At 67.0% G+C, this 20,974-nt stretch carries 19 protein-coding genes; 5 read left to right on the top strand and 14 right to left on the bottom strand.

Annotation, left to right across the window (positions count from 1 at the left end; all coding sequences use genetic code 11):
* Window positions 1-3 precede the first annotated feature (3 nt).
* The 6 genes from ftsH to dacB all read right to left on the bottom strand — a co-directional run bounded on the left by ftsH (window position 4) and on the right by dacB (window position 7,917).
* Window positions 4-2,067, bottom strand: coding sequence for an ATP-dependent zinc metalloprotease FtsH (gene ftsH, locus ARTSIC4J27_RS18990; protein WP_050056742.1), 2,064 nt, complete (start codon window positions 2,065-2,067; stop codon window positions 4-6).
* A gap of 171 nt (window positions 2,068-2,238) precedes the next feature.
* The gene (locus ARTSIC4J27_RS18995; RefSeq protein ID WP_050056743.1) at window positions 2,239-3,288 is read right to left on the bottom strand and encodes a LacI family DNA-binding transcriptional regulator; all 1,050 of its coding nucleotides are present in this window, start codon (window positions 3,286-3,288) and stop codon (window positions 2,239-2,241) included.
* 16 nt (window positions 3,289-3,304) lie between these two features.
* Window positions 3,305-3,856 carry a hypoxanthine phosphoribosyltransferase gene (hpt, locus tag ARTSIC4J27_RS19000; protein ID WP_018770260.1) on the bottom strand — a complete coding sequence of 184 codons (552 nt, stop codon included), beginning with the start codon at window positions 3,854-3,856 and terminating at the stop codon, window positions 3,305-3,307.
* Between the two features lie 31 nt (window positions 3,857-3,887).
* Window positions 3,888-4,958 (bottom strand): tRNA lysidine(34) synthetase TilS, encoded by a 1,071-nt coding sequence (gene tilS, locus ARTSIC4J27_RS19005; protein WP_050056744.1) that lies wholly within the window; start codon window positions 4,956-4,958, stop codon window positions 3,888-3,890.
* A gap of 92 nt (window positions 4,959-5,050) precedes the next feature.
* Window positions 5,051-6,184, bottom strand: coding sequence for a zinc-dependent metalloprotease (locus ARTSIC4J27_RS19010; RefSeq protein WP_050056745.1), 1,134 nt, complete (start codon window positions 6,182-6,184; stop codon window positions 5,051-5,053).
* Window positions 6,185-6,414: 230 nt separating this feature from the next.
* Window positions 6,415-7,917: a D-alanyl-D-alanine carboxypeptidase/D-alanyl-D-alanine endopeptidase gene (gene dacB, locus ARTSIC4J27_RS19015; RefSeq protein WP_050056949.1), complete on the bottom strand. Its 1,503-nt coding sequence runs from the start codon at window positions 7,915-7,917 to the stop codon at window positions 6,415-6,417.
* A gap of 154 nt (window positions 7,918-8,071) precedes the next feature.
* Between dacB and ARTSIC4J27_RS19020 the strand changes: the two genes are divergently transcribed.
* Together ARTSIC4J27_RS19020 and ARTSIC4J27_RS19025 are read left to right on the top strand one after the other, a co-directional pair.
* The gene (locus tag ARTSIC4J27_RS19020) at window positions 8,072-8,560 is read left to right on the top strand and encodes an inorganic diphosphatase (protein ID WP_018762663.1); all 489 of its coding nucleotides are present in this window, start codon (window positions 8,072-8,074) and stop codon (window positions 8,558-8,560) included.
* Between the two features lie 174 nt (window positions 8,561-8,734).
* Window positions 8,735-10,063, top strand: a complete 1,329-nt coding sequence (locus ARTSIC4J27_RS19025) for a carboxylesterase family protein (protein ID WP_407681141.1) — start codon at window positions 8,735-8,737, stop codon at window positions 10,061-10,063.
* A gap of 13 nt (window positions 10,064-10,076) precedes the next feature.
* On the opposite strand, the gene ARTSIC4J27_RS19030 is transcribed toward ARTSIC4J27_RS19025, so the two are convergent.
* A complete protein-coding gene (locus tag ARTSIC4J27_RS19030; protein ID WP_050056746.1) occupies window positions 10,077-10,904 on the bottom strand; it encodes an alpha/beta fold hydrolase in 828 nt (275 codons plus the stop codon).
* Window positions 10,905-11,041: 137 nt separating this feature from the next.
* Here ARTSIC4J27_RS19030 and ARTSIC4J27_RS19035 point away from each other — a divergent pair, with 137 nt between their 5' ends.
* Window positions 11,042-11,794 (top strand): DUF429 domain-containing protein, encoded by a 753-nt coding sequence (locus ARTSIC4J27_RS19035; RefSeq protein ID WP_050056747.1) that lies wholly within the window; start codon window positions 11,042-11,044, stop codon window positions 11,792-11,794.
* Window positions 11,795-11,862: 68 nt separating this feature from the next.
* Here ARTSIC4J27_RS19035 and ARTSIC4J27_RS19040 read toward each other — a convergent pair whose 3' ends face one another.
* Window positions 11,863-14,235 carry a phosphoketolase family protein gene (locus ARTSIC4J27_RS19040; RefSeq protein WP_050056748.1) on the bottom strand — a complete coding sequence of 791 codons (2,373 nt, stop codon included), beginning with the start codon at window positions 14,233-14,235 and terminating at the stop codon, window positions 11,863-11,865.
* 122 nt (window positions 14,236-14,357) lie between these two features.
* Here ARTSIC4J27_RS19040 and ARTSIC4J27_RS19045 point away from each other — a divergent pair, with 122 nt between their 5' ends.
* Window positions 14,358-14,957 carry a hypothetical protein gene (locus tag ARTSIC4J27_RS19045; protein WP_050056749.1) on the top strand — a complete coding sequence of 200 codons (600 nt, stop codon included), beginning with the start codon at window positions 14,358-14,360 and terminating at the stop codon, window positions 14,955-14,957.
* A gap of 63 nt (window positions 14,958-15,020) precedes the next feature.
* On the opposite strand, the gene ARTSIC4J27_RS19050 is transcribed toward ARTSIC4J27_RS19045, so the two are convergent.
* The 5 genes from ARTSIC4J27_RS19050 to serS form a co-directional block, all read right to left on the bottom strand.
* Window positions 15,021-15,605 (bottom strand): histidine phosphatase family protein, encoded by a 585-nt coding sequence (locus ARTSIC4J27_RS19050; RefSeq protein ID WP_050056750.1) that lies wholly within the window; start codon window positions 15,603-15,605, stop codon window positions 15,021-15,023.
* Window positions 15,606-15,671: 66 nt separating this feature from the next.
* The gene (locus ARTSIC4J27_RS19055) at window positions 15,672-16,058 is read right to left on the bottom strand and encodes a hypothetical protein (RefSeq protein WP_235436762.1); all 387 of its coding nucleotides are present in this window, start codon (window positions 16,056-16,058) and stop codon (window positions 15,672-15,674) included.
* Window positions 16,059-16,071: 13 nt separating this feature from the next.
* Window positions 16,072-16,935 carry an HAD family hydrolase gene (locus ARTSIC4J27_RS19060; protein ID WP_050056751.1) on the bottom strand — a complete coding sequence of 288 codons (864 nt, stop codon included), beginning with the start codon at window positions 16,933-16,935 and terminating at the stop codon, window positions 16,072-16,074.
* A gap of 94 nt (window positions 16,936-17,029) precedes the next feature.
* On the bottom strand, window positions 17,030-18,097 hold the full coding sequence (locus ARTSIC4J27_RS19065; RefSeq protein ID WP_050056752.1) for a hypothetical protein: 1,068 nt from the start codon (window positions 18,095-18,097) through the stop codon (window positions 17,030-17,032).
* 165 nt (window positions 18,098-18,262) lie between these two features.
* A complete protein-coding gene (serS, locus tag ARTSIC4J27_RS19070; protein WP_050056952.1) occupies window positions 18,263-19,543 on the bottom strand; it encodes a serine--tRNA ligase in 1,281 nt (426 codons plus the stop codon).
* Window positions 19,544-19,634: 91 nt separating this feature from the next.
* Here serS and ARTSIC4J27_RS19075 point away from each other — a divergent pair, with 91 nt between their 5' ends.
* A complete protein-coding gene (locus ARTSIC4J27_RS19075) occupies window positions 19,635-20,699 on the top strand; it encodes a diacylglycerol/lipid kinase family protein (protein WP_050056753.1) in 1,065 nt (354 codons plus the stop codon).
* A 57-nt stretch (window positions 20,700-20,756) separates the two neighbouring features.
* Here the strand turns inward: ARTSIC4J27_RS19075 and ARTSIC4J27_RS19080 are convergent, their stop codons facing one another.
* Entirely contained in the window at window positions 20,757-20,963 is a 207-nt protein-coding gene (locus ARTSIC4J27_RS19080) for a hypothetical protein (protein ID WP_050056754.1), read from the bottom strand.
* Window positions 20,964-20,974 lie beyond the last annotated feature (11 nt).

Raw genomic sequence — 20,974 nt, forward strand, 5'->3', positions numbered from 1 at the left:
AGCTTAGCCGCGAAGGGCGTCAGGCCCCGAGTCGGGGATGCCTCCCTGGAACGGGGCATCTTCCGGAACACCCTGCGGATGCGGCGGCTGGGCGTCCAGCGGCTCGTCCAGGCGGGCCTGCTTGGCTTCTTCCTGGGCTTCACGCTCAGCCTGCTCCCGGCGGGACTCCACGGGCCCGGCTTTCTGCACCGGACGGGTCTCCTTGGACAGCCACACCTCGCGGAAGTCGCGCTTGCGGATGTCACGGAAGATGTCGGCGATTTCAGCCTGGTTCAGCGTTTCGCGCTCCAGCAGCTCGAGGGCCAGCCGGTCCAGGACATCGCGGTTCTCGGTAAGGATGGCGTAGGCCTCGTCATGGGCCTGGTCGATCAGCCGGCGCACTTCCTCGTCCACCACGTAGGCGATCTGGTCCGAGTAGTTGCGCTCGTGCCCGGCGTCGCGGCCCAGGAACGGCTCACCGCCGCCCTGGCCCAGCCGGACGGCGCCAACGCGTTCGCTCATGCCGTACTCGGTGACCATCTTCCGGGCGGTGCCGGTGGCCTTCTCGATGTCATTGGAAGCGCCGGTGGAGGGATCGTGGAAGACGATCTCCTCGGCCACGCGGCCACCCATGGCGTAGGCCATCTGGTCCAGGAGCTCGTTACGTGTCACGGAGTACTTGTCGTTGTCCGGGACCACCATGGTGTACCCCAGGGCGCGGCCGCGGGGAAGGATGGTGATCTTGGTGACCGGGGCGGAGTTCCGCAGCGCCGCCGCCACCAGGGCGTGGCCGCCTTCGTGGTAGGCGGTGATCTTGCGCTCGTGCTCCTTCATGACGCGGCTGCGCTTCTGCGGGCCGGCCATAACGCGGTCGATGGCCTCGTCCAGGGCGCGGTCGTCAATCAGGTTGGCGTTGGAGCGGGCGGTGAGCAGGGCCGCCTCGTTCAGGACGTTGGCGAGGTCCGCGCCGGTGTAGCCGGGCGTTTTCTTGGCGACGGCTTTGAGGTCCACGGAGGGTGCCATGGGCTTGCCCTTGGCGTGCACCTGCAGGATCTGGTCGCGGCCGATCATGTCCGGTGCTTCCACGCCGATCTGCCGGTCGAAACGGCCGGGACGCAGCAGAGCGGGGTCCAGGACGTCCGGGCGGTTCGTGGCGGCGATGAGGATGACGTTCGTCTTGACGTCGAAGCCGTCCATCTCCACCAGCAGCTGGTTGAGGGTCTGCTCGCGTTCGTCGTTGCCGCCGCCGATGCCGGCACCACGGTGGCGGCCGACGGCGTCGATCTCGTCCACGAAGATGATGGCAGGCGAATTGGCCTTGGCCTGTTCAAAGAGGTCGCGGACGCGGGAGGCACCCACACCCACGAACATTTCAACGAAGTCCGAGCCGGAGATGGAGAAGAAGGGGACGCCGGCCTCACCCGCAACGGCGCGGGCCAGGAGGGTCTTACCGGTACCCGGAGGGCCGTACAGCAGCACGCCCTTGGGGATCTTGGCGCCAACAGCCTGGAACTTGGCCGGTTCCTGCAGGAATTCCTTGATCTCCTGCAGTTCCTCCACAGCCTCGTCGGAACCGGCCACGTCAGCGAACGTCACCTGCGGCATGTCCTTGCTGACCATCTTGGCCTTGGACTTGCCGAACTGCATGATCTTGGAGCCGCCGCCCTGCATCCGGGTCATCAGGAACCAGAACAAGGCACCGAGCAGGATGACAGGGATCAGCAGCGAGAGCAGGCCGGAGAACCAGTTGCTTTCGATCGGCTGGTCCGTATAGCCCTCGGCCGGCTTGGCATCGGTGACTGCTTTAACAACGTCCTGGGCGCGGGCATCCACAAAGAAGAACTGGACGCTCTTGCCCTTGTCCTGACCGTCCAGCTGGAGATTGTCCTTCAGCACCAGGTCAACACGGTTTTCGCCGTCGAAGATCTTTGCCTGCTCCACATTGTCGCCGGAGAGCAGTTCGAGGCCCTTGTCAGTGTCGATCCGGGCTGCACCGCCGGGAGCGAGCGTTGCAAAGGCCACCAGGAGCATCCCGATCACAACGACGATCCAGATGCCCGGGCCCTTGAAGAAGTTCTTAGCTTTCATCTGTTCGGGGGCTGGCCCCGTCCCTCCTGGTAGTGCTGCACGGCGAGTACTCTGCGCGCGTGATGGTGCTGCGTCAGCTTCTAGCTATACACCGTCCGGAGTAGATCACGCATGGTGTGGGGCAAAAGTTCCCTGTGGGCGTAGCGGCCGGCGGCACCCCCGGAGCGCAGGTCAACAGGCCTGATACCGGGGTGGGGCCACGGAACTGCGGGTCACCAGCGGGCAGTCAAGGAGGACCGGCCCAGGCGCGGCGGCGTCCGGGAGCTGCGTCCCCTCAACCGTGTCTATCAGCCGTTGGGCGGCCCAGGCGCCCATCTCATAGTGCGGCAGCGCAACGGTGGTCAGCCCGGGGTGCAGGTTGGCGGCAATCAGCTCCTGGTCGTCAAAGCCCACCACTGACAGGTCCACGGGAATGTCCAGGCCCAACTCGGCGGCTGCCCGGTATGCCCCCATGGCCATGCGGTCGTTATAGCAGAACAGGGCCGACGGCGGGTGGCCGCCTTCAAGCATGCGGCGCGCGGCCTCGTAGCCGCCCTGCGCATCAGACGAGGCTGCCTCCACAGGTGCCGCACCGCCGTCGAGCCCTGCTCCGTGCAGTGTTTCGCGGAAGCCGCGGAGCCGTTCGCGGGTGGAGGGCTCATCCTCGGTGTTGTTGATGAATCCGATCCGGACGTGGCCCGCGGCGAGCAGGGTTTCGACGGCGGTACGTGCTCCGCCGTACTCGTCCGGGACCACCGAGGTGAAGCCGCCGCCTTCGCTGACCGCGTCAACGAGGACGGCCGGAACCTTGCCCAGGTTGGGCGGCGCCTCCACCACCCGGTGGTACATGGTGGCGTAGAGGATGCCGTCCACCTGCCGCTCAAGGAGCGCGTCCACGTCCGCTTCGCGCGACGCCAGTCCGGCGGCGACCGAGGTGTTGATGACCATCAGGGTGTAGCCGCGTGCCCTCGCGGCATCATCGGCGCCCAAAAGGATGCGGCCGGCGTGCGGCGTGGTGGCGATGTCCTCGCTGACCAGGCCGAGCATGCCGGTGCGTTTGCTCCGCAGGGCCTGCGCCAGGCGGTTGGGGCCGTAGCCCAGTTCCACGGCCGCGGAGCGGACCTTGTCCCGCGTTTCGGCGCTGACGCGCGCGTAGGCAACATCGTTCAGGACATGGGAGACCGTGGTGGCGGACACGCCGGCGGCCAGGGCCACGTCCTTGATGCCAATGTTTTTACGCAAGTCCGGGCGGCGCAGCCTACTCGTAGACGTGCGGCGCGAGGGTGCCCACGAAGTCCAGGTTGCGGTACTTCTCGGCGTAGTCCAGGCCGTAGCCCACCACGAACTCGTTGGGGATGTCGTAACCGACGTACTTGACGTCGATTTCCACCTTCGCCGCCGTCGGCTTGCGGAAGGCGGTGCAGATCTCCACGGAGGCGGTGCCGCGCGATTCCAGGTTGGTCTTCAGCCAGGAAAGGGTGAGGCCGGAGTCGATGATGTCCTCGACAATCAGCACGTCCTTGCCCATCAGGTCCGTATCCAGGTCCTTCAGGATGCGGACAACCCCGGAGGACTGGGTACCCGAGCCGTAGGAGGAAACAGCCATCCAGTCCATCGAGATGTGGCTGTGGAGTGCCCGGGCGAGGTCGGCCATCACCATCACGGCACCCTTGAGGACGCCCACCAGGAGGATCTCGCGGCCCTCGTAGTCCTTGTCGATCTGCGCAGCGAGCTCGGTGATCCGCTGCTGGATCTGCTCCTTGGTGTAGAGAACGTGCTTGAGGTCTGCCTGGACGTCGTTTGAATCCACCAATGGCTCCTGTGTAGATGCGGGGGTGCGACTATTTTGCGGGCGGTTTTTGAGGCCGGAATACTAGCTTCCCACAGCGTGCGCCTCCGCGGGGAACGGGAGTGCCGGCGTCGGGCCGGGCCGCATCCGCTGCGTCCTCCCCCGAACCGGACGGCTGCGCGAGTTGGGCCAGCGAGAGCCGGTACACGCTCACGCCGCCGGGCAGTTCAACCGGACCTGCGGACCCCTGCCGCCGCAGCAGCGCTTCCGCAGCCAAAAGGCGCTGGTAGCTGGGCTGCTGCCCCCCGACATCGGCCGCTGCCTTGGCGATCACGCGGAACCTGATGGCGGGTGCCAGGGTTCGCAACGCATCCTCCGGAAGGCTCAGTTCGCGGCCGTTCCGCTCCACGAGCGAGGTGAAGGTGCTTTCCGCCACATCCTCGAGGTAGTCGGCGTCCAGTTGCAGGATGGCGGCTGTCCGGGCCAGGGATTCGGCAACGCCGGGCCCCAACTTTTCTTCAAGGTGCGGCAGGACTTCCACGCGGGTGCGCGAACGGGCGAAGGCCGGATCCGAGTTGGTGGGATCGTGCCACGGGTCCAGCTCCTCGACGGCGCAGATATCTTCCGTGTCCGCCCGGCGGAGACCCAGGAAGGGCCGCAGCAGCTTGCCGCGGGCAGGCCTCATCCCGGCAAGCGACCGGGTTCCGGAACCCCGTGCCAGGCCCAGCAGAACCTGTTCCGCCTGATCGTCCAGCGTGTGGCCCAGCAGGATGGCATCAGCGCCCTGGTTCGCAGCGGCTGCCTCCAGCGCTGCGTGCCGGGCTTCGCGTGCGGCCGCCTCGGGGCCTGTGCCGGCGGTAGCCACTGTCACAGTCCGGATCTCCACGGGGGCAAGTCCGAGTTCCTGCAACACGCGGGCTGTTTCAGCCGCCACCAGGGCGGAACCTTCCTGCAGCTGGTGGTCCACCACCACGGCACCCACCGTCACGGGGTGGCCGTCCACGTGGCCGCGGCGGGCGAAGTAGGCGGCCACTGCTGCAAGCGCGAAGGAGTCCGGTCCCCCGCTGCAGGCCACCAGGAGGTGCCGGGGGTAGCCGGCCTGGGCCAGCGCGTCCTGGAGCATCTTGCGTGCAGTGCCGACGACGGGCGCCAGCCGTCCGGGCCGCCGTCGTCCGCTGTGTTGCGCTGGCTGGCCGGGCCGGGGAGCGGTGTTAATCAGAGTCCCATCCGCTCAAGCCACAGCTTGGCATCGTGGATTTCGGGCTCGGTGGGCAGGTGGTCGGCCGACTCCCACACCCTGTTGAAGCCTTCCATTCCGGCGACGTCCACTACTGCACGCACGAACCGCGCGCCGTCGGAATACTGGCGCATTTTGGCGTCCAGGCCCAGCATGCTGCGGATGAACTTTTCGATGATGCCCCGGTCCTTGCCGCGGTCGTTGAACCGCTGCCGGATGGTCTTGACCGACGGCACGATGCTGGCGTCCACTGCGTCCATCACCACGTTGGCGTGGCCCTCGAGCAGGCTCATCACTGCGGTGAGGTGCGAGATGGCGGCCTTCTCCTCCGGATCCTGCAGCAGGTCCAGGATGGCGCCGCGGCCGGGTGTGTTCCCGTTGCCGGTGCGGTCCTTCAGCGAGCGGGCAGCAGCCGTTGCGCGCTCCATCAATGAGTCGACGTTGCCCAGCAGGTGCCCGCTGAGGTCGTCGATCTGCTGCAGCATGTGGTGCCGCAGCCAGGGGGCCGCGGCAAACTGGACCCGGTGGGTCTGTTCGTGCAGGCAGACCCAGAGGCGGAAATCCTCGGGCGTAACGTTCAGTTCGCGCTCCACGGAGATGATGTTCGGGGCCACGAGCAGGAGCCTGCCGCCGGACGGCGCATGGGAGCCCTCGGCGAGCGCCGCGAACGGATCGTATTGGCCCAGGACCTTGCTGGACAGGAAAGCCAGGACAGCACCCAGCTGGCTGCCGGTGATGGCGCCGCTGACACTGGCGGCGGCCGGGCTGAGCGAACCGCTCCGGCTTTCGAGCATCTTTTCCATCGCGGGCTTCAGCATGACGGCGAAGCTTTGGGTGTTGGCCTTGGCCCAGGAGGCGCGGTCCACCACCAGCACGGTGGAATCCCGCAGGTTCCGTGCCGCTTCCAGCCCCGTGATCTCGTGGACGTGTTCCACCGAGGCGTCGGCGAGCCGGCGCAGGCTGTCCACGGCGTCGCCGATGGCGGCCTGGTTCAGGACCGGACCGGCCGGGGTCAGCCGCGCCGCCGTGGAGGCGGCAAGGTCCCAGTTGATCAGGGACGAGGCCTGGCTGGACAACGTTTGTGCTGACGACTCACCTGCAGTGGACTCCATAGGTCCCATCAGAACACAGCAGGCTGGGGATAGTCCTTAAGTTCGCTCACCGGCGAACCCCCACAGCGTTCCCAAACACCCGCCGCCCGCGCACACGAACACACCAGCCCACGCCTGTGCGGCCCCTGAAACACGGCTTCTACACCGCACGGACGGCCCGGGCCCGCATAAGCGGCGCCGGGCAGCAACGGCTAAGCGGGCCAGGGCCGCTCCTGCGGAGGCGCGGGGTGCTATCTGCAGCCGCAGCCCGCGAGCGCCGTGGCAGCCCGGTCCAACGCCACCTTGTTGCCGGCGGCGCCGGGCGTGAGCCCGTTGCCGATGAAGGAGAAGACCAGGAGGCGGCCGTCGGCGTCCACCACGTAGCCGCTGAGCGCCAGCACCGTGTTCAGGGTGCCGGTCTTGGCGCGGACCAGCCCAGCGCCGCGGGCGGTTGAGTCCTCGCCATAGCGCGTGTCCAGCGTGCCGGTGAGGCCGGCCACGGGGAAGCCGTCCAGCGCGGCGCGCAGCCGGCTGTCCATGCCGGCGGCGATGGCCCGCACCACTTCGGTGAACTGGCGTGCTGACACCTGGTTTCCCATGGCAAGGCCGCACACATCCACGAGCCTGATGCCGTCCACGTTGATTCCGGCGTCGGTGAGCTGCGCCCGAACGGCAGCCGTGGCGCCGTCGTTGCTCCCGGGACCGCCCGCCGCCACCGAAGCCATCCGTCCCAAAACTTCGGCAAGGTAGTTGTCTGAGGCCTGCAGCATCAGGTCCACCTGATCGGCCACCGTGGCTGACTGTGCCTCCGCCAGGACCGCCCGTTCCCCGCCTGTTGGTGCTGCACTCGGGGAACGTTCGACGGCGGCTGCCACAGTCAGTCCCGCTGCCGCGCCTGCCGCCCGCAGCCGGGCTGCGAATTCCTCCGCCACCGTGACGGCCGGGTCCTGAGGACGCGGGCCGGTGGTAACGGCGGGATCGTAGCGCGCTGAGTTCAGCGCCAGCGGGTAGACCGGCGCCACTTCCCCCGCAGCAACGTCCCCGCTTTCCCAGGCGGGGTTAAGGGCCGGGCCGGTGAACAGGGAATCGTCCACCAGCACTCTGATCTCGCCTAATGTGCCTGCAGCTTTCAGCGCTTCCACAGTCTGCGCAGCCAGCGTCGCCAGGCCGGCGTGGCCCATCGCCTGGTCCGCGTTCGACTCCCCGGCACCAAGGAGGACGTCGCCGCCGCCCACCAGCAAAACCTGACCGGCAGCCGGGCCTTGCACCACGGACGTTGTGAAGCGCTGCTCCGGGCCAAGCGAGCGCAGGGCCGCCACCGCGGTCAGCAGTTTCAGGTTGGAGGCCGGCACACGGCTCTCGGAACCGCCGCGGTCAAAGAGGACCTGCCCGGTGAGTGCATCCTGTACCAGCCCCGTAAAGTTCCCGCCGCCGTCGGCCTTCAACAGCGGTTCCACCTGTGCGGTGACGCTGGCCGCGGCCGGAATGCCGGCCGACTCGTCCAGCGGAGCAAGCCCCCGTGCGGCAGACAGTGTGGCGGGGGCCTGCTGCCATTCCGGCGGCGGCGGGGCGGGGGCCGGGGCCTCCGGGCCCACGAACCCCGGCGCAACCAGCAGTGCTGCGGGGATCATCAGGACCACCAGGAGTGCCGTCAGTGCAACCCAGGGCCAGGACGCTCTCAAAGCCGGGACGGCGCCCCGGAGACCGCGGCGGATGCGGTCAGGCCACGGCTCCGCGGCAGTTGGTTTGGTCATGCTGGTGCTGGTCCTCAAGTCCTGAAATTTCCCCACAAGTTCCTGATTCCAGGGCCTCTCGCTATATCCTCAATAATAGTCGGCGGCACGGACACTCCCTTTGGTGAGCGGTCAAGTGTGCCGCGAACCCCCTGCAATTGCCGAGGAGCATTCCATGAAGCACGACGTGACCATCGAGATCCCCAAGGGATCACGCGTCAAGTACGAAGTTGACCACGAGACCGGCCGCGTCCGCCTGGACCGCGTCCTCTTCACCTCCATGCAGTACCCCACGCACTACGGATACTTCGAAAACACCCTCGGCGAAGACGGCGACCCGCTGGACGCGCTGGTACTCCTGCAAGATTTCGACCTGCATCCCGGCGTCATCGTTGAATCCCGTCCCATCGGTGTCTTCAACATGACCGACGACGGCGGCGGAGACGCCAAGATCCTCTGCGTTCCGGTGGATGCCCGCTTCGACCACATCCAGGAAGTCAGCGACGTCAACGAGTTCCTGATCAAGGAAATCGAGCACTTCTTCACCCGCTACAAGGACCTGGAGCCGGGCAAGTGGGTCAAGGCCGAGGGCTGGGGCGACCGCGCCGCCGCCGAAGCCGAGCTGGAAGCCTCCATCAAGCGTTACGTGCCCACCGGCCACTAACGTCTGCTTTATCGTTCGACGGCGGGTGCCCTGTTCGCAAGAGCCGGGCACCCGCCGTCGAACTTTAAGTCCCCGCCCTCGGGCTCGGAGTTTTTGTCCAGATATGCAGACTTCCGGGCATCGGAACCCTGCATATCTGGACAAAAACTCTCCGGGGAGGTGTGGCATTGTGGGTTGGTGAACTCCCAGCCTTCGTTCTATCCGCCCTGCGGTCCCGTCACCGGCCGGCGCGACGGGGACGTCCTTCGGGCCACCGGCATTCCCTACGCCAGGGCCGCACGCTTCCAGCCTCCCGCTCCTGCGCCGGACCGGACCGAACCGCTCGCGGCCACTTCCCCGGCCCCGGCCTGCCCGCAGGGCCCGGTTCCGTTCCTCGACGACGTCCTGGGCACCCGCTACGGCGAACTTCCGGGCAGCGAGGACTGCCAGAACCTCTCCATCACCATGCCGGCCGACCTTGCCACGGAAGAGCGGCTGCCGGTGATGGTGTGGATCCACGGCGGTTCCTACACCACCGGCTCGGGCGACCTGGCCATCTTTGATCCGGCAGTTCTGGTGGCCGAAAACCGCGTAGTAGTGGTCTCGGTGACCTACCGGCTGGGGTTGTTCGGCTTCCTGGCCACGCATTCGGGCCGGCCCGGAAACCTGGGCCTGCTGGACCAGCTTGAGGCCTTCCGCTGGGTGCAGCGGAACATTGCCGCGTTCGGCGGAGATCCGGGGCGGGTGACGGCGTTCGGGCAGTCCGCCGGCGGCGATGCCATCGCCCACCTCATGGCCACCCCGCAAGCGCCGCAACTGTTCCAGCGGGCCATCATCCAAAGTGCACCGCTGGGCATTTCGCGCGGCCGGAGCAAGATGAACCATGCCATGGGCATCGCGGCCGAAGCGGTCACCGACGACACTCCGGCAATGGAGGTGGTGGAGCGGGAGGACCACGTGACGCAGGTGGCCCGGAAGTTCGGAATGCTGGCAGCCATGCCGTTCGGGACGCAGTACGGGCACGCGCCGCTGCCGGAGGAACCGGACATCGAGGCCGCGTGGAACCGATCCGCGCCCGGGATAGAGGTACTGATCGGGCACACGTCCGAAGAGGCGCGGCTCTTCCTGCCCCGCAGCCCGTACCTGAGCCGGCTGGCCCGCGTGCCGGTCGCCGGAACCGCCGTTGTCCGGGCCATTGACTGGGTGGTCACCGAGACCGTGTACGGCAGGGCGGCCAGGAAGTTCGCCCGACGCCATGCCAAGGCAGGCGGAAAAGCCCATCGGTACGTGCTGCACTGGCATGCGCCCGGCAACATTTTCGGCGCTGCCCACACCATCGACCTGCCCCTTCTCTTCGGGAACCGGAACACCTGGGACGGCGTCGGGCTGATAGCCGGCGCCGCATGGGAGGACGTGGACGACGTCGGGCGGCAAGTCCGGAGCCTCTGGGCGGCTTTCGCGCGGGGAGACTCCCTCGGCGAGAAGGGCGGGATTCCCGGCGCGTTGACGTACCAGGCGGCCTGACTGAAGCAGGGGGTCAGTGGCCGGCGATATTGCGGATGGCTTCCACCAGGATGTCCTGGCGCTGGAAGTAAGCGTTGTGGCCGGCGTCTTCGACCACCAGGAGGCTGGCGCCGGGCACCGTTGTGGCCACGTGCTCAGCCCCGCGGCGGATCCGCGGCCTTTCCTGGTCCCCGATCAACACCAGCAGAGGGCTGGAGATGGATTCCAGTCCGTGCTGGAACCAGTCCACATCCGAGGGATCCGGGCTGAGGAACTCCCCCTGGCTTTGCTCGAGGCTGCGCGGGTAACGGGCGGCCTCGATGGCGGCGGCAGTGGAGCGGACGCGGATGTAGCGGGCATAGTCCTTGGGGTTCTCAGCGATCCACTGGTCCGTGAAGGAGTTCCCCACTCCGAGCCAGATCCGCTCATCGGCGTCCAGCGAGCTGAACACCTCGAATTTCTCCGGCTCGCCTGCCTGCCCGGGCGGCGGCACCACCAACGGCCAGCCCATCCCGCAAACCACCAGTGCTGCGGCACCGCCGGGATTCCGGACCGCCCAGCGGAGGGCCGTCATGCCACCCATGGATTGGCCCACGATCACCGGCTTCTTCAGGCGCAGCGCACTGATGAACCGGTCCAGCTCTGCGACGCGGTCCACCAGTAGTCCTTGGCGGGGCGAGTTCGAAGACCAGCCGTGATCGTAGGTGTCGTAGGTCAACACCCGGAAGTCCTGCTCCAGTTCGGCGGTGATCGGCTCCCAGCAGGCTGCCGCGGAGGCATGGCCGTGCAGCAGCATTATAGGCTGGCCCCGGCCGGAGTCCGTGTAGTGGATGTCGTTGCCGAGCACATCGAGCCAGGGCATGGGGTTGGTCCTTTCGGGCGTGGCCTGCCGGGCGGGCGGCTACGCACCAGAGTTCCAGATTCAGGGCTCTGAGTCATCCGGTGTCCAGAACGGGTCCACGGCCGCCGGGGGTGCCGCCGGAGGTAGAGTCTGGTTCCGTGAGAACGCTCGGAGTGGACCTTGCCGCGGCCACCAAAAAGACGGCGGTGGCAGTGCTCGAATGGGGCCAGGGCTCCGCGCGGCTGGTCCACCTCGCGCTCGACGTGGCTGACCAGGACATCGTCGAACTGTTCGGAGCCGCCGACATGACGGGCATTGATTGCCCTGTCGGCTGGCCGCAGGCGCTGATCCCGTTCCTCACCGGGCACCTGGAGTTCGACGCCGGCCCCGTGTTGGCGTACGACGGCATCGAGGGCCGGCGCCTGCTGGCTTACCGCGACACGGACCGCTTCGTCACCGCCCGGACCGGCTTGATCCCGCTCAGTGTCTCGGCGGACCGGCTCGCGCACCCGGCCATGCGCTCCGCCGTTATCCAGGCCAAAATCGCCGCACTCCACGGTCCCCAGCCGAGGGACGGCTCCGGCAAACTGGCCGAGGTCTACCCCGCTGCCTCACTAAAGCTCTGGGGCCTGGGCGCCCGCGGCTATAAAGGACGCGGCACCACCGAAGCGGATCGCCTCTCGGTGCTGCTCGAAAGCCTGCGCGCGCAGGCGCCGTGGCTGGACTTAGCCGGCCAGGAGGACCGGCTGGCCGGCTCGGACGACCTGTTTGACGCCGTCGTGGCTTCCCTCACCGCCCGTGCGGCCGCCGTCGGGCTGACCCTGCGGCCTGACGATGACCATGCGGCAGCGGCCCGCAAGGAAGGGTGGATCCACCTGCCCGCCAGCGGCCTCCCTGCCCTCGCCACGTAGAGTTTTTGTCCAGATATGCAGGGTTCCGGGGCCCGGAGGTCAGCATATCTGGACAAAAACTCCAGGGGTCAGCCGAGTTTCCAGTTCCGGATCTCCTCGGGGTCCTCACCGTGGGTGCGGGTGTGCTCGCGGGCCCGGATCCGCCGGTCCTGGAGCTCCTGCCGCAGCATCGAGTGCTTCTCCGCCAGGCCCGGCACCCGGTCGATGGCGTCGATAGCGAGCTGGAACCGGTCGATGCCGTTCAGCATTGCCATGTCGAAGGGTGTGGTGGTGGTCCCTTCCTCCTTGTAGCCGCGCACGTGCAGGCCCTCCTGGTTGGAGCGGCGGTAGGCCAGCCGGTGGATCAGCGACGGATAACCGTGGTACGCGAAGATGATGGGTTTGTCCGCGGTGAAGATCCCGTCGAAGTCCCGTGCCGGAAGCCCGTGCGGGTGTTCACTCTCGTCCTGCAGCCGCATCAGGTCAACGACATTGACCACGCGGACCTTCAGTCCCGGCGCGCCCAGCCGGAGCAGCTCCGCCGCCGCCACCGTTTCCACCGTGGGGACGTCGCCGGCGCAGGCAAGCACAACGTCGGGCTCCTCCCCCGGCACCTCCGACCCCGCAAAGTCCCAGATGCCCAGCCCGCGCTGGCAGTGCGTGGCGGCGTCCGCCGGGCCCAGCCAGGTAGGCGAAGGCTGCTTTCCGCTGACCACGATATTCACGTAATCCGTGGACGCCAGGCAGTGCTCCATCACGGACAGCAGGGTGTTCGCGTCCGGCGGCAGGTACACCCGGATGACCTCAGCTTTCTTGTTCACCGCGTGGTCGATGAACCCCGGGTCCTGGTGCGAAAAACCGTTGTGGTCCTGCTGCCACACGTGCGAGGACAGGAGGTAGTTCAGTGAGGCGACCGGCTGGCGCCACGGCAGCTTCCGGTGCACCTTCAGCCACTTGGCGTGCTGGTTGAACATGGAGTCGACGATGTGGATGAAGGCCTCGTAGCAGCTGAAAACGCCGTGCCTGCCGGTCAGGAGGTAGCCTTCCAGCCAGCCCTGGCACAGGTGCTCGCTGAGCACCTCCATCACTCTGCCGGAGCGCGCAAGGTGCTCGTCGGCGTCGTCAATGCGGTACTGCCACACCTTGTCCGTGACCTCATAGACGCTCTGGAGCCGGTTGGACGCCGTCTCGTCCGGGCCGAACAGCCGGAACGTTTCCATGTTCAGGGCCACGACGTCCCGCATCCATGAACCGAGCGTGATCATCGGGCTGACACGTTCGGTCCCGGCCCGGGGAACCTCGACGGCGTGGTCCAGGTAGGCGGGCAGCTTCAGCGCGCGGCGGAGCAGACCGCCGTTCGCATGGGGCGTGGCGCTCATCCGGAAGTCGCCGGTGGGGGCGCCCTCGGCGACGTCGGGCCGGAGCCGCCCGTCGCCGTCGAACAGTTCCTCCGGGCGGTAGGACTTCAGCCATTCCTCCAGGAGCCGCAGGTGGTCGCCGTTGGTTCGGACCTCCGAGAGCGGCACCTGGTGGCTCCGCCACGTCCCCTCAACCTGCAGCCCGTCCACTTCGCGCGGCCCGGTCCATCCCTTTGGTGAGCGCAGCACCATCATGGGCCAGCGCGGCGCCTCAGCAGCTTGGTCTTCCGATGGCGTCCGCCGCGAATCCTGGATGGCACGGATGTCCGCCATGCAGGATTCCAGCGCCGCCGCGAAGTCGCGGTGGGCCTGCTCCGTGTTGTCCGGGTCCTTGACGGTGACGAAGTAGGGCTCGTGGCCGTAACCGCGCAGGAGCTGCTCAAGCTGCGCTTCGGGCATGCGCGCCAGGACTGTGGGGTTGGCGATTTTGTAGCCGTTCAGGTGCAGGATGGGCAGCACCGCGCCGTCCGCTGCCGGGTCCAGGAAGTTGTGGGAGTGCCAGCTCGCGGCCAGCGGCCCGGTTTCCGCCTCGCCGTCGCCAATCACGACGGCGGCCACCAGCTGGGGATTGTCGAGGACCGCACCGTAGGCATGGGCGAGCGAGTACCCGAGTTCGCCGCCCTCGTTAATGGAGCCGGGCGTCTCCGGGGCGGCATGGCTGGGGATCCCGCCGGGGTAGGAAAACTGCCGGAAGAGCTCCGCCAGGCCATCCTCGTCGTTGCCCACATGGCCGTAGATTTCGGAGTACGTGCCTTCCAGCCAGGCGTTGGCGACGACGGCGGGGCCGCCATGGCCGGGACCTGCCACAAAGAGCATCTCGGCCGAGTCGCGGCGGATGATGCGGTTCAGGTGGGCATAGATGAAGTTCAGCCCGGGTGTGGTGCCCCAGTGCCCCAGCAGCCGGGACTTGGTGTGCCCGGCCGCCAGGGGTTCGCGCAGCAGCGGATTGGAGCGGAGGTAGATCTGGCCTACCGACAGGTAATTGGCGGCGCGCCACCAACGGTCCACCAGTTCGAGTTCGTCCTGCCCCATGCTGCTGGTCATAACCATCCTCACGTCGCGGTCACCGCCCAAAGGCGGCCGTTGCTCCATCGCACCAGATGGGCCCGGACGAGGCAACCCCGCTTGCCGGGGCGAGGCTGCCTGCGGGTAGGCTGTGCTTTCAGATGTTCACGCTGACAATCAACCAGACCGATAGCCGGCGCGATGGTGACCGGGTGCCGCAGCTGCTCAAGGACCTGCGGCACATTCCTGCGCGCCTGGACTTCGACCGGTCCGTGGAAGACGAAGTCCAGGGCATCGTGGAGTGTCCGCACCAGGCTGTGGAAGCGGCGCTGATCGCGCTGCGGGCCGGTGTGTGGTACGTGGGTATCGGCGTCGGCCCCGTCAATGAACCGCTTCCCAACCAGATCAAGGACGCGTCCGGCCACGGGCTGGTGTACGCCCGCCGGGCGGTGGACAGGCTGCGGAGCAGCAAGGAACGGGTGCCCGTCGCCGTGGAGGGTCCGCTCGCCGACGTGGCCCACGATGCCGAGGCCGTGCTGAGGCTGCTGGGGCATATCGTCCGCGACCGGTCCGGTGCCGAATGGCGGGTCCTTGACCTGCTCACCCCTGGAGTCCGCGGGCAGCAGAAGGCCGTGGCCCAGGAACTGGGGATCACCACGCAGGCGGTCAGCAAGGCGGTGGCCCGTGCTCAGTGGAACGAGGAACACGCGGCCCGGCCGGCCGCAGCACGGTTGCTGGCGTTGATCCTCGAGGTGCGCTAAGGCTTACTTGCCGTTTCGTGCGCGTCAGCGTGGTCTCACGGGCCAGCCGTGGCTGGCCGGGCCTTAGCCCTGACTGGCCGCCATCACCGGCTCGCCGTTGAAGTATTCCAACTGCCAGCCCTCGATCGCGTGGTGGTGCGCCAGATTAAGGACGGCGTTGTCGATGCTTTTCAACGTGCTGCCCACGGCACGGCTGAGGCTCACGCGCAGGAGCGTCCCGTGCGCGACGACGAGAAGGCGCCGTCCGCGGTATTCCTGGGCCAGTGCCTCCAGGGCGGCCAGGCCCCGGTCAGCTGCCTCGTCCTCGCTTTCGGCGCCGCGGAAGCCGCCGGGAATGCGGAGCGCGTCCAGTTCCGGGCCGGGCTGCATTCCCTCCGCCGGTCCGAAGCTCCGCTCGGTGAGTTCCGGCATGCGGCGGACCTCGGCGAGCCCGAGCCCGGCCGCAATGACATCGGCGGTTTCGGCGGCGCGGCTCAGCGGCGAGGACACGATGGCGTCCCATTCGTACGCGGACAACACGGCGACGGCGTCGCGCGCCTGGGCCCGGCCGACGTCGTTCAGCGGGATGTCCGTTGAGCCCTGCAGCCGGCGCTGCGCGTTCCAGTCGGTCTGGCCGTGACGGATGAGGGCGAAGGTCGTGAGGGTCATGCTTTCCATTCTGCCCGACAGCGGGCTTTACTTAGGGCAGGGCCGAGCCAATGGCCGGAACGGGGATCAGTGAAGGGCAAGAACCAAGTAGGCGACGGAGAGGGCCAGTGCCACCGGCGTCATAACCGCCCGCTCGGGCTTGCTCCGCGATACGGCGTTCATCAACACCCCGAGGGCGAAATACCCGGTCAGCACCCACATGACCACCAATGTAACTGTCTCATTGCCAAGGGTTGGCACCAACCCGGCCTTGACGAGCGCCACGTACCCGAAAGCCGCGTACAGGATGATCGACACGGCGCTTCCCACCCGCAACCGGGCAGGCAGCACCCTGTGTTGTCCTCCCCACGCCAGCCTTCCGAGCGGAGCACCGCCGATGAGGGCGGCCTGGAAGATGGCAAGGCCTGCCAAAACAGCGCAGGCACCAAGGGCAGCCACGTGGGCCGGAAGCACCCCCAGGTCCCCTCTACAGGAGGCTGCGGAGCACGTGGGCGGCGCCGTCGTCGTACACGGAGTGGGTTACCTCGTCCGCGGCGGCGATCACTTCTTCCGGGGCCTGGCCCATGGCCACTCCCCGTCCGGCCCAACTGAGCATTTCGATATCGTTCCGGCCGTCGCCTACCGCCACCGTCAGGTGCGGTTCGATGCCCAGGCGCCCGCGCAGGTTCTCCAGGGCGCTGGCTTTGGTGACGCCGGCGGCAGCGATGTCCAGCCACGCCGTCCAGCCCACGGAGTAGGTGACACCGGCGAGGCCCACGTGCTCGATGGCCTCGTTGAACTCTTCGGGTGTGTTTTCGGTGCTGAAGACCACCACGCGCACGGCGGTTGCTTCGAGCATGGTGTGGAAGTCGACGCCCACCGCCTCCACGCCGAAACTCGGGTCCTGGAAGCGCTCGGTGGACAGGAAGTTGCCGTCCTCGTCCTCCAGTGCGTACTTGGCGGACGGAAGCCGCTCGCGGAGGGCCCGGAGGGCCGGCGCCGGATCGAACGTGGCCTTGTGGATGACCTCGTAGCCGTTGTCCAGCTCGGGATGCAGCCTTAGCGTCACACCGCCGTTGCAGCACACCGCGTAACCGCGATCAATGCCAATGTTTTCAATGATGGGCAGCATGGCGTTGAGGGACCGGCCGGTGGCAATCATGACCTCGTGGCCGGCGGCTACTACTGCCTGCGCCGCTTCCCGGACGGCCGGGGACATGTGGCCGTCGTGGTCCACCAGGGTGCCGTCCACGTCCAGGGCGACCATCAGTTTCTGGCCTGCGTTGTTGTTTTCGTTGTTGTCTCGCCGGTCATCGTTGCCGGCGACTGAGGTTTCAGTCAGCGTTGTCATCCATCAAGTAGAGCAGATGCCCTCGAAAATCCGCTAGGACGCGCGCCACAGCGTTATTGAACAGTTGGTTAATGGCAGCTGACTCCCGCTCGGCCTACGCTCCTAAGCTTGTTCGCGAAACCGAACCTTCAAGGTGCGGATCTGCGAACTGGCCTCCGATCTTTGGGCGCAGCCCCGCCGCCAGGAGTTTCCGCCTCAGCCGCTCCGGGTTCTCCACATCGGCCCAGCCCCACCGCACGAAGCCAAGGCCCAGCGCACGGATGCGGTCCTCGCGGAGCTTTTCCCGGTACACGGCTTCCTCAGCGGAGGCTTCACCGCGCACGGCGGCGTCGACGTATTTCGCTTTCCCGTCGAACTCCCCCACAACCCGGCTCCGCGGCCACCAGCAATCAGCCCTGCCGATGAACCCGTCGGTGTCGCGGAAGACCTGCTGGAGGACAGGTTGCTCGAAGCCAAGAATTTCAAAGGCTGCCCGGCTGTAGGACTCACCAACGGACTCGGCCAGCGGGCTTGCGAGCGCTGCCACCCGTTCAGCCCGGCGTTGCGCCGAAGAGTGGGGATAGGACGAAATGCCCTCCACAATCCGGGGCAATGACAGCAGATTGGCGTCCGCAGGCAACGTACCCTGGCGATGCAGCATCCGCGCCAGTCCGTCGGCGACCACCAGGGCCTGGTTCAGGTGGCCGCCGGCCATCAGGTCGAGGCTCGTTTGAATAGGACTGGTGCACCGGAATTCCCCGCGGACCACCGTTTCAACCTCGCGCTTCAAGCAGTAACGGAGGGGATAAGAACGCTGCTCCCGGACCTGCCGGGCAGCCGCATCCCCGCCCAGGACCATCAGGGGCGACCGCCGTACTCCGCTCCGCCCGGGAAGCGTAGTGGCCAGTTCCACGCACGCCGGCGTCCGCAGCGTGGGCAACCCGTTGACCAGCGCTGCGGTTTCCCCGCACAACACCGCGCCCTTCACTGACCGGGCGATGGCCGCCGTCGTCCACGCAAATCGCTCTGAGGGCCGGGCATTCAGCCAGTCTGTCGTCCGGATGTAGAAACCGCGGCGGATCCGGACCAGCTGTCCTGCCCGGAACGCCCTGTGAATGGCATCCGTAGTCCCCTGCGTGCGCAGGACGGCGGCGGAATCGATGAGCCCAGGCAAGATTTCCATGCCACAAGGCTGGCGGGAAGCGGCCCTGAAGTCAGCAGGCGGGCCGGCTTATGTGGACAAACTCGAGGGCAGGAGCCCGCGGACTTGCCAAGGTTCAGAAGCTTGTTCGCGGATCCGCACCTTCAAGGTTTGGATCCGCGAACAAGCTTAGGACCGGTCGGGAAATTACAGGACCGGGAGGACCTCAAGCCCGCCGAGGTACTTCTGCAGCGCCTTGGGCACGTTGACCGAGCCGTCGGCGTTCTGGTGGTGCTCCAGGAGCGCAACCATCCAGCGCGTGGTGGCCAGCGTTCCGTTAAGGGTGGCGACAGCCCGGGTGCCCTTGGCGACGCCCTCCGCGTTGACCGCGCGTTCGCGGATGTTAAGGCGGCGGGCCTGGAAGGTGGTGCAGTTGGACGTCGAAGTCAGCTCGCGGTACGCGCCCTGGGTGGGAACCCACGCTTCACAGTCGTACTTGCGGGCTGCGGAGGTGCCGAGGTCGCCGGCCGCGGTATCAATGACCCGGTACGGCAGCTCGCACTTGGCCAGCATCTCCTCTTCCCAGGCCAGGAGCCGCTGGTGCTCCGCGGCGGCCTCCTCAACAGTGGTGTAGATGAACATTTCCACCTTGTTGAACTGGTGGACGCGGATGATGCCGCGGGTGTCCTTGCCGTGCGAACCGGCCTCGCGGCGGTAGCAGGAGCTCTGGCCGGCATAGCGGATGGGGCCGTTGGAGAAGTCCAGGATTTCGTCCGCGTGGTACCCGGCAAGTGCCACCTCCGAGGTGCCCACCAGGTAAAGGTCGTCTTCGGCGAGACGGTAGATCTCGGCGTCGTGCTTTACATCGAAGCCTGTGCCCTGCATGGTCTCGGGGCGCACCAAAGTGGGCGTGATCATGGGGATGAAGCCGGCCTCGATGGCCTGGTCCATGGCCATCTGCAGCAGCGCCATCTCCAGCCGGGCACCCACGCCCCGGAGGAAGTAGAAGCGCGCGCCGGACACCTTGGCACCGCGCTCCATGTCGATGGCGCCGATCAGCTCACCGATTTCCAGGTGGTCCTTCGGCTCAAAGTCCGGGAACTCGCGCGGCGTGCCCACGGTCTTGACCACCACGTAGTCGTCCTCGCCGCCTTCGGGCACACCGTCTTCGATGAGGTTGGGGATGGTGCGAAGCAGTTCTTCCTGCTTGGTCTGGGCGGCATCCGCTTCCGCGGAGGCTGCCTTCACGGAGTTGGCGAGCTCCTTGACCTCGGCCAGCAGGGCCTTCTTCTCGTCGCCCTTGGCCTGCGCCACCTTCTTGCCGAAGGCGTTCTGCTCGGCGCGGAGGTTCTCGAAGCGGATGAGCGCGGCACGGCGTGCGGAGTCGGCGGAAATGATCGCGTCCACCACCGATTCGTCCGCACCGCGGGCGCGCTGGCTGGCTCGGAACTTCTCCGGGTTTTCGCTGAGGTCTTTTACGTCGATCACCACATAAGGGTATCCAATCCGTCAGGAGTACGACGGCGGCGGGCCAGCGGGCGTCAAAGCCCGGCTGCCGCCGGGATACTGTTGGGGAACTATGAGCGACCTGATTCTCTACGTGCTGATCGCGGTGGCGCTTGCCTTCGCGATCTCCAGCTGGTGGGGAGTCCGCAGACTCAAGGCGCTGCACATGCGCAGCGCGGTAGGCGGCGAGGCGCACGAAGCTGGCCTCAGCCAGCAGCGGGTGGCCGTGATCCTGAACCCCATCAAAACCCGCGCCGAGGAAGCAAAAGCCACCATCCAACGGGCCTGCCTCACAGCGGGCTGGGACGAGCCCGTCTTTTACGAAACCACTGCCGAGGACCCCGGCTTCTCCCAGGTGCAGGCAGCGCTGGCGCACAAGCCCGACGTCGTCCTGGTGGGCGGCGGCGACGGTACAGTGCGCGTGGTGGCCGAGTCCCTGGCCCGCACCGGGGTTGCCATGGGCCTGATCCCGCTGGGCACCGGCAACCTCCTGGCCCGCAATGTGGACCTGGACGTCAACGACCTCCACAGCAACGTGCAGACGGCCCTTTTTGGCCACCAGCGCTACATCGACACCGCCCGGATGGGCATCGAAAATTCCAGGACCGGGCACTCTTCGGAACATGTTTTCCTGGTGATCGCAGGAATCGGCATGGACGCCGAGGTGCTGGCCGATACCAACGCCGGCCTGAAGAAGACGCTCGGCTGGCTCGCCTACACCGAGGCGGGGATGCGCCACCTGCCCGGCCGGCGCAAGAAGATCTCCATCTCCCTGGACGGCAGCCCCGACCAGGTCCGGAACATCCGCAGCATTCTCTTCGCGAACTGCGGCCTGGTTCCCGGCGGCATCGATTTCATCCCGCAGGCCATGATCGACGACGGCATGCTGGACGTGGTGGTGATGAGTCCGCGCAGTGCGATCGGCTGGCTGCTGATGTACGTCAAAATCTTGTTTAAGCACAGCGGGAAGCTGCCCATCATGACCGTGTACCGGTCCGGCCGGATCATCATCAAGTGCCCGGAACCGATGCCCACCCAGCTCGACGGCGACACGGCCGGAGAGGCAACGAAAGTCACCGTCCAGGTGGAACCGCGTTCGTTATTGGTCAGGGTTAAGGGTCAGGCGTCTCCAGCCTGAAACGAGTCCATACTGGAACGTGTCCCGGGCTCAAATAGTCCGGGCTGAAGCGCTGGGTCAGGCGTGGGCTTCCTTGTTCGCCTCGGCTGCGGCCTTGGCGGCGGCACGGGCCTCGGACTGCTCACGGATCATGGCCTGTTCCTCTTCGAAGCGCAGGCGGTCAGCACGGTCAGCGTCGTCGCCGTCCCAGTCCTGGTTGTCGGCAGTGGGACGAGGGTTGACGATCATTCCCTGGCCATCATTGTCGCTGCTGCTGGTAGTCATGACCCGCTCCC

This window comes from Pseudarthrobacter siccitolerans (genome assembly GCF_001046895.1).
GTDB lineage: Bacteria > Actinomycetota > Actinomycetes > Actinomycetales > Micrococcaceae > Arthrobacter > Arthrobacter siccitolerans.

Excerpts from the sequence above, each read along its gene's own strand:
- ARTSIC4J27_RS19040 (WP_050056748.1), bottom strand. The coding sequence starts at position 14,235 with ATGACCAGCAGCATGGGGCAGGACGAACTCGAACTGGTGGACCGTTGG.
- ARTSIC4J27_RS19050 (WP_050056750.1), bottom strand. The coding sequence starts at position 15,605 with ATGACCCTCACGACCTTCGCCCTCATCCGTCACGGCCAGACCGACTGG.
- ARTSIC4J27_RS19020 (WP_018762663.1), top strand. The coding sequence starts at position 8,072 with ATGAAGCACGACGTGACCATCGAGATCCCCAAGGGATCACGCGTCAAG.
- dacB (WP_050056949.1), bottom strand. The coding sequence starts at position 7,917 with ATGACCAAACCAACTGCCGCGGAGCCGTGGCCTGACCGCATCCGCCGC.
- ftsH (WP_050056742.1), bottom strand. The coding sequence starts at position 2,067 with ATGAAAGCTAAGAACTTCTTCAAGGGCCCGGGCATCTGGATCGTCGTT.
- ARTSIC4J27_RS19080 (WP_050056754.1), bottom strand. The coding sequence starts at position 20,963 with ATGACTACCAGCAGCAGCGACAATGATGGCCAGGGAATGATCGTCAAC.
- ARTSIC4J27_RS19065 (WP_050056752.1), bottom strand. The coding sequence starts at position 18,097 with ATGGAAATCTTGCCTGGGCTCATCGATTCCGCCGCCGTCCTGCGCACG.
- ARTSIC4J27_RS19060 (WP_050056751.1), bottom strand. The coding sequence starts at position 16,935 with ATGACAACGCTGACTGAAACCTCAGTCGCCGGCAACGATGACCGGCGA.
- ARTSIC4J27_RS19075 (WP_050056753.1), top strand. The coding sequence starts at position 19,635 with ATGAGCGACCTGATTCTCTACGTGCTGATCGCGGTGGCGCTTGCCTTC.
- tilS (WP_050056744.1), bottom strand. The coding sequence starts at position 4,958 with ATGCTCCAGGACGCGCTGGCCCAGGCCGGCTACCCCCGGCACCTCCTG.
- ARTSIC4J27_RS19030 (WP_050056746.1), bottom strand. The coding sequence starts at position 10,904 with ATGCCCTGGCTCGATGTGCTCGGCAACGACATCCACTACACGGACTCC.
- ARTSIC4J27_RS19045 (WP_050056749.1), top strand. The coding sequence starts at position 14,358 with ATGTTCACGCTGACAATCAACCAGACCGATAGCCGGCGCGATGGTGAC.
- ARTSIC4J27_RS19010 (WP_050056745.1), bottom strand. The coding sequence starts at position 6,184 with ATGGAGTCCACTGCAGGTGAGTCGTCAGCACAAACGTTGTCCAGCCAG.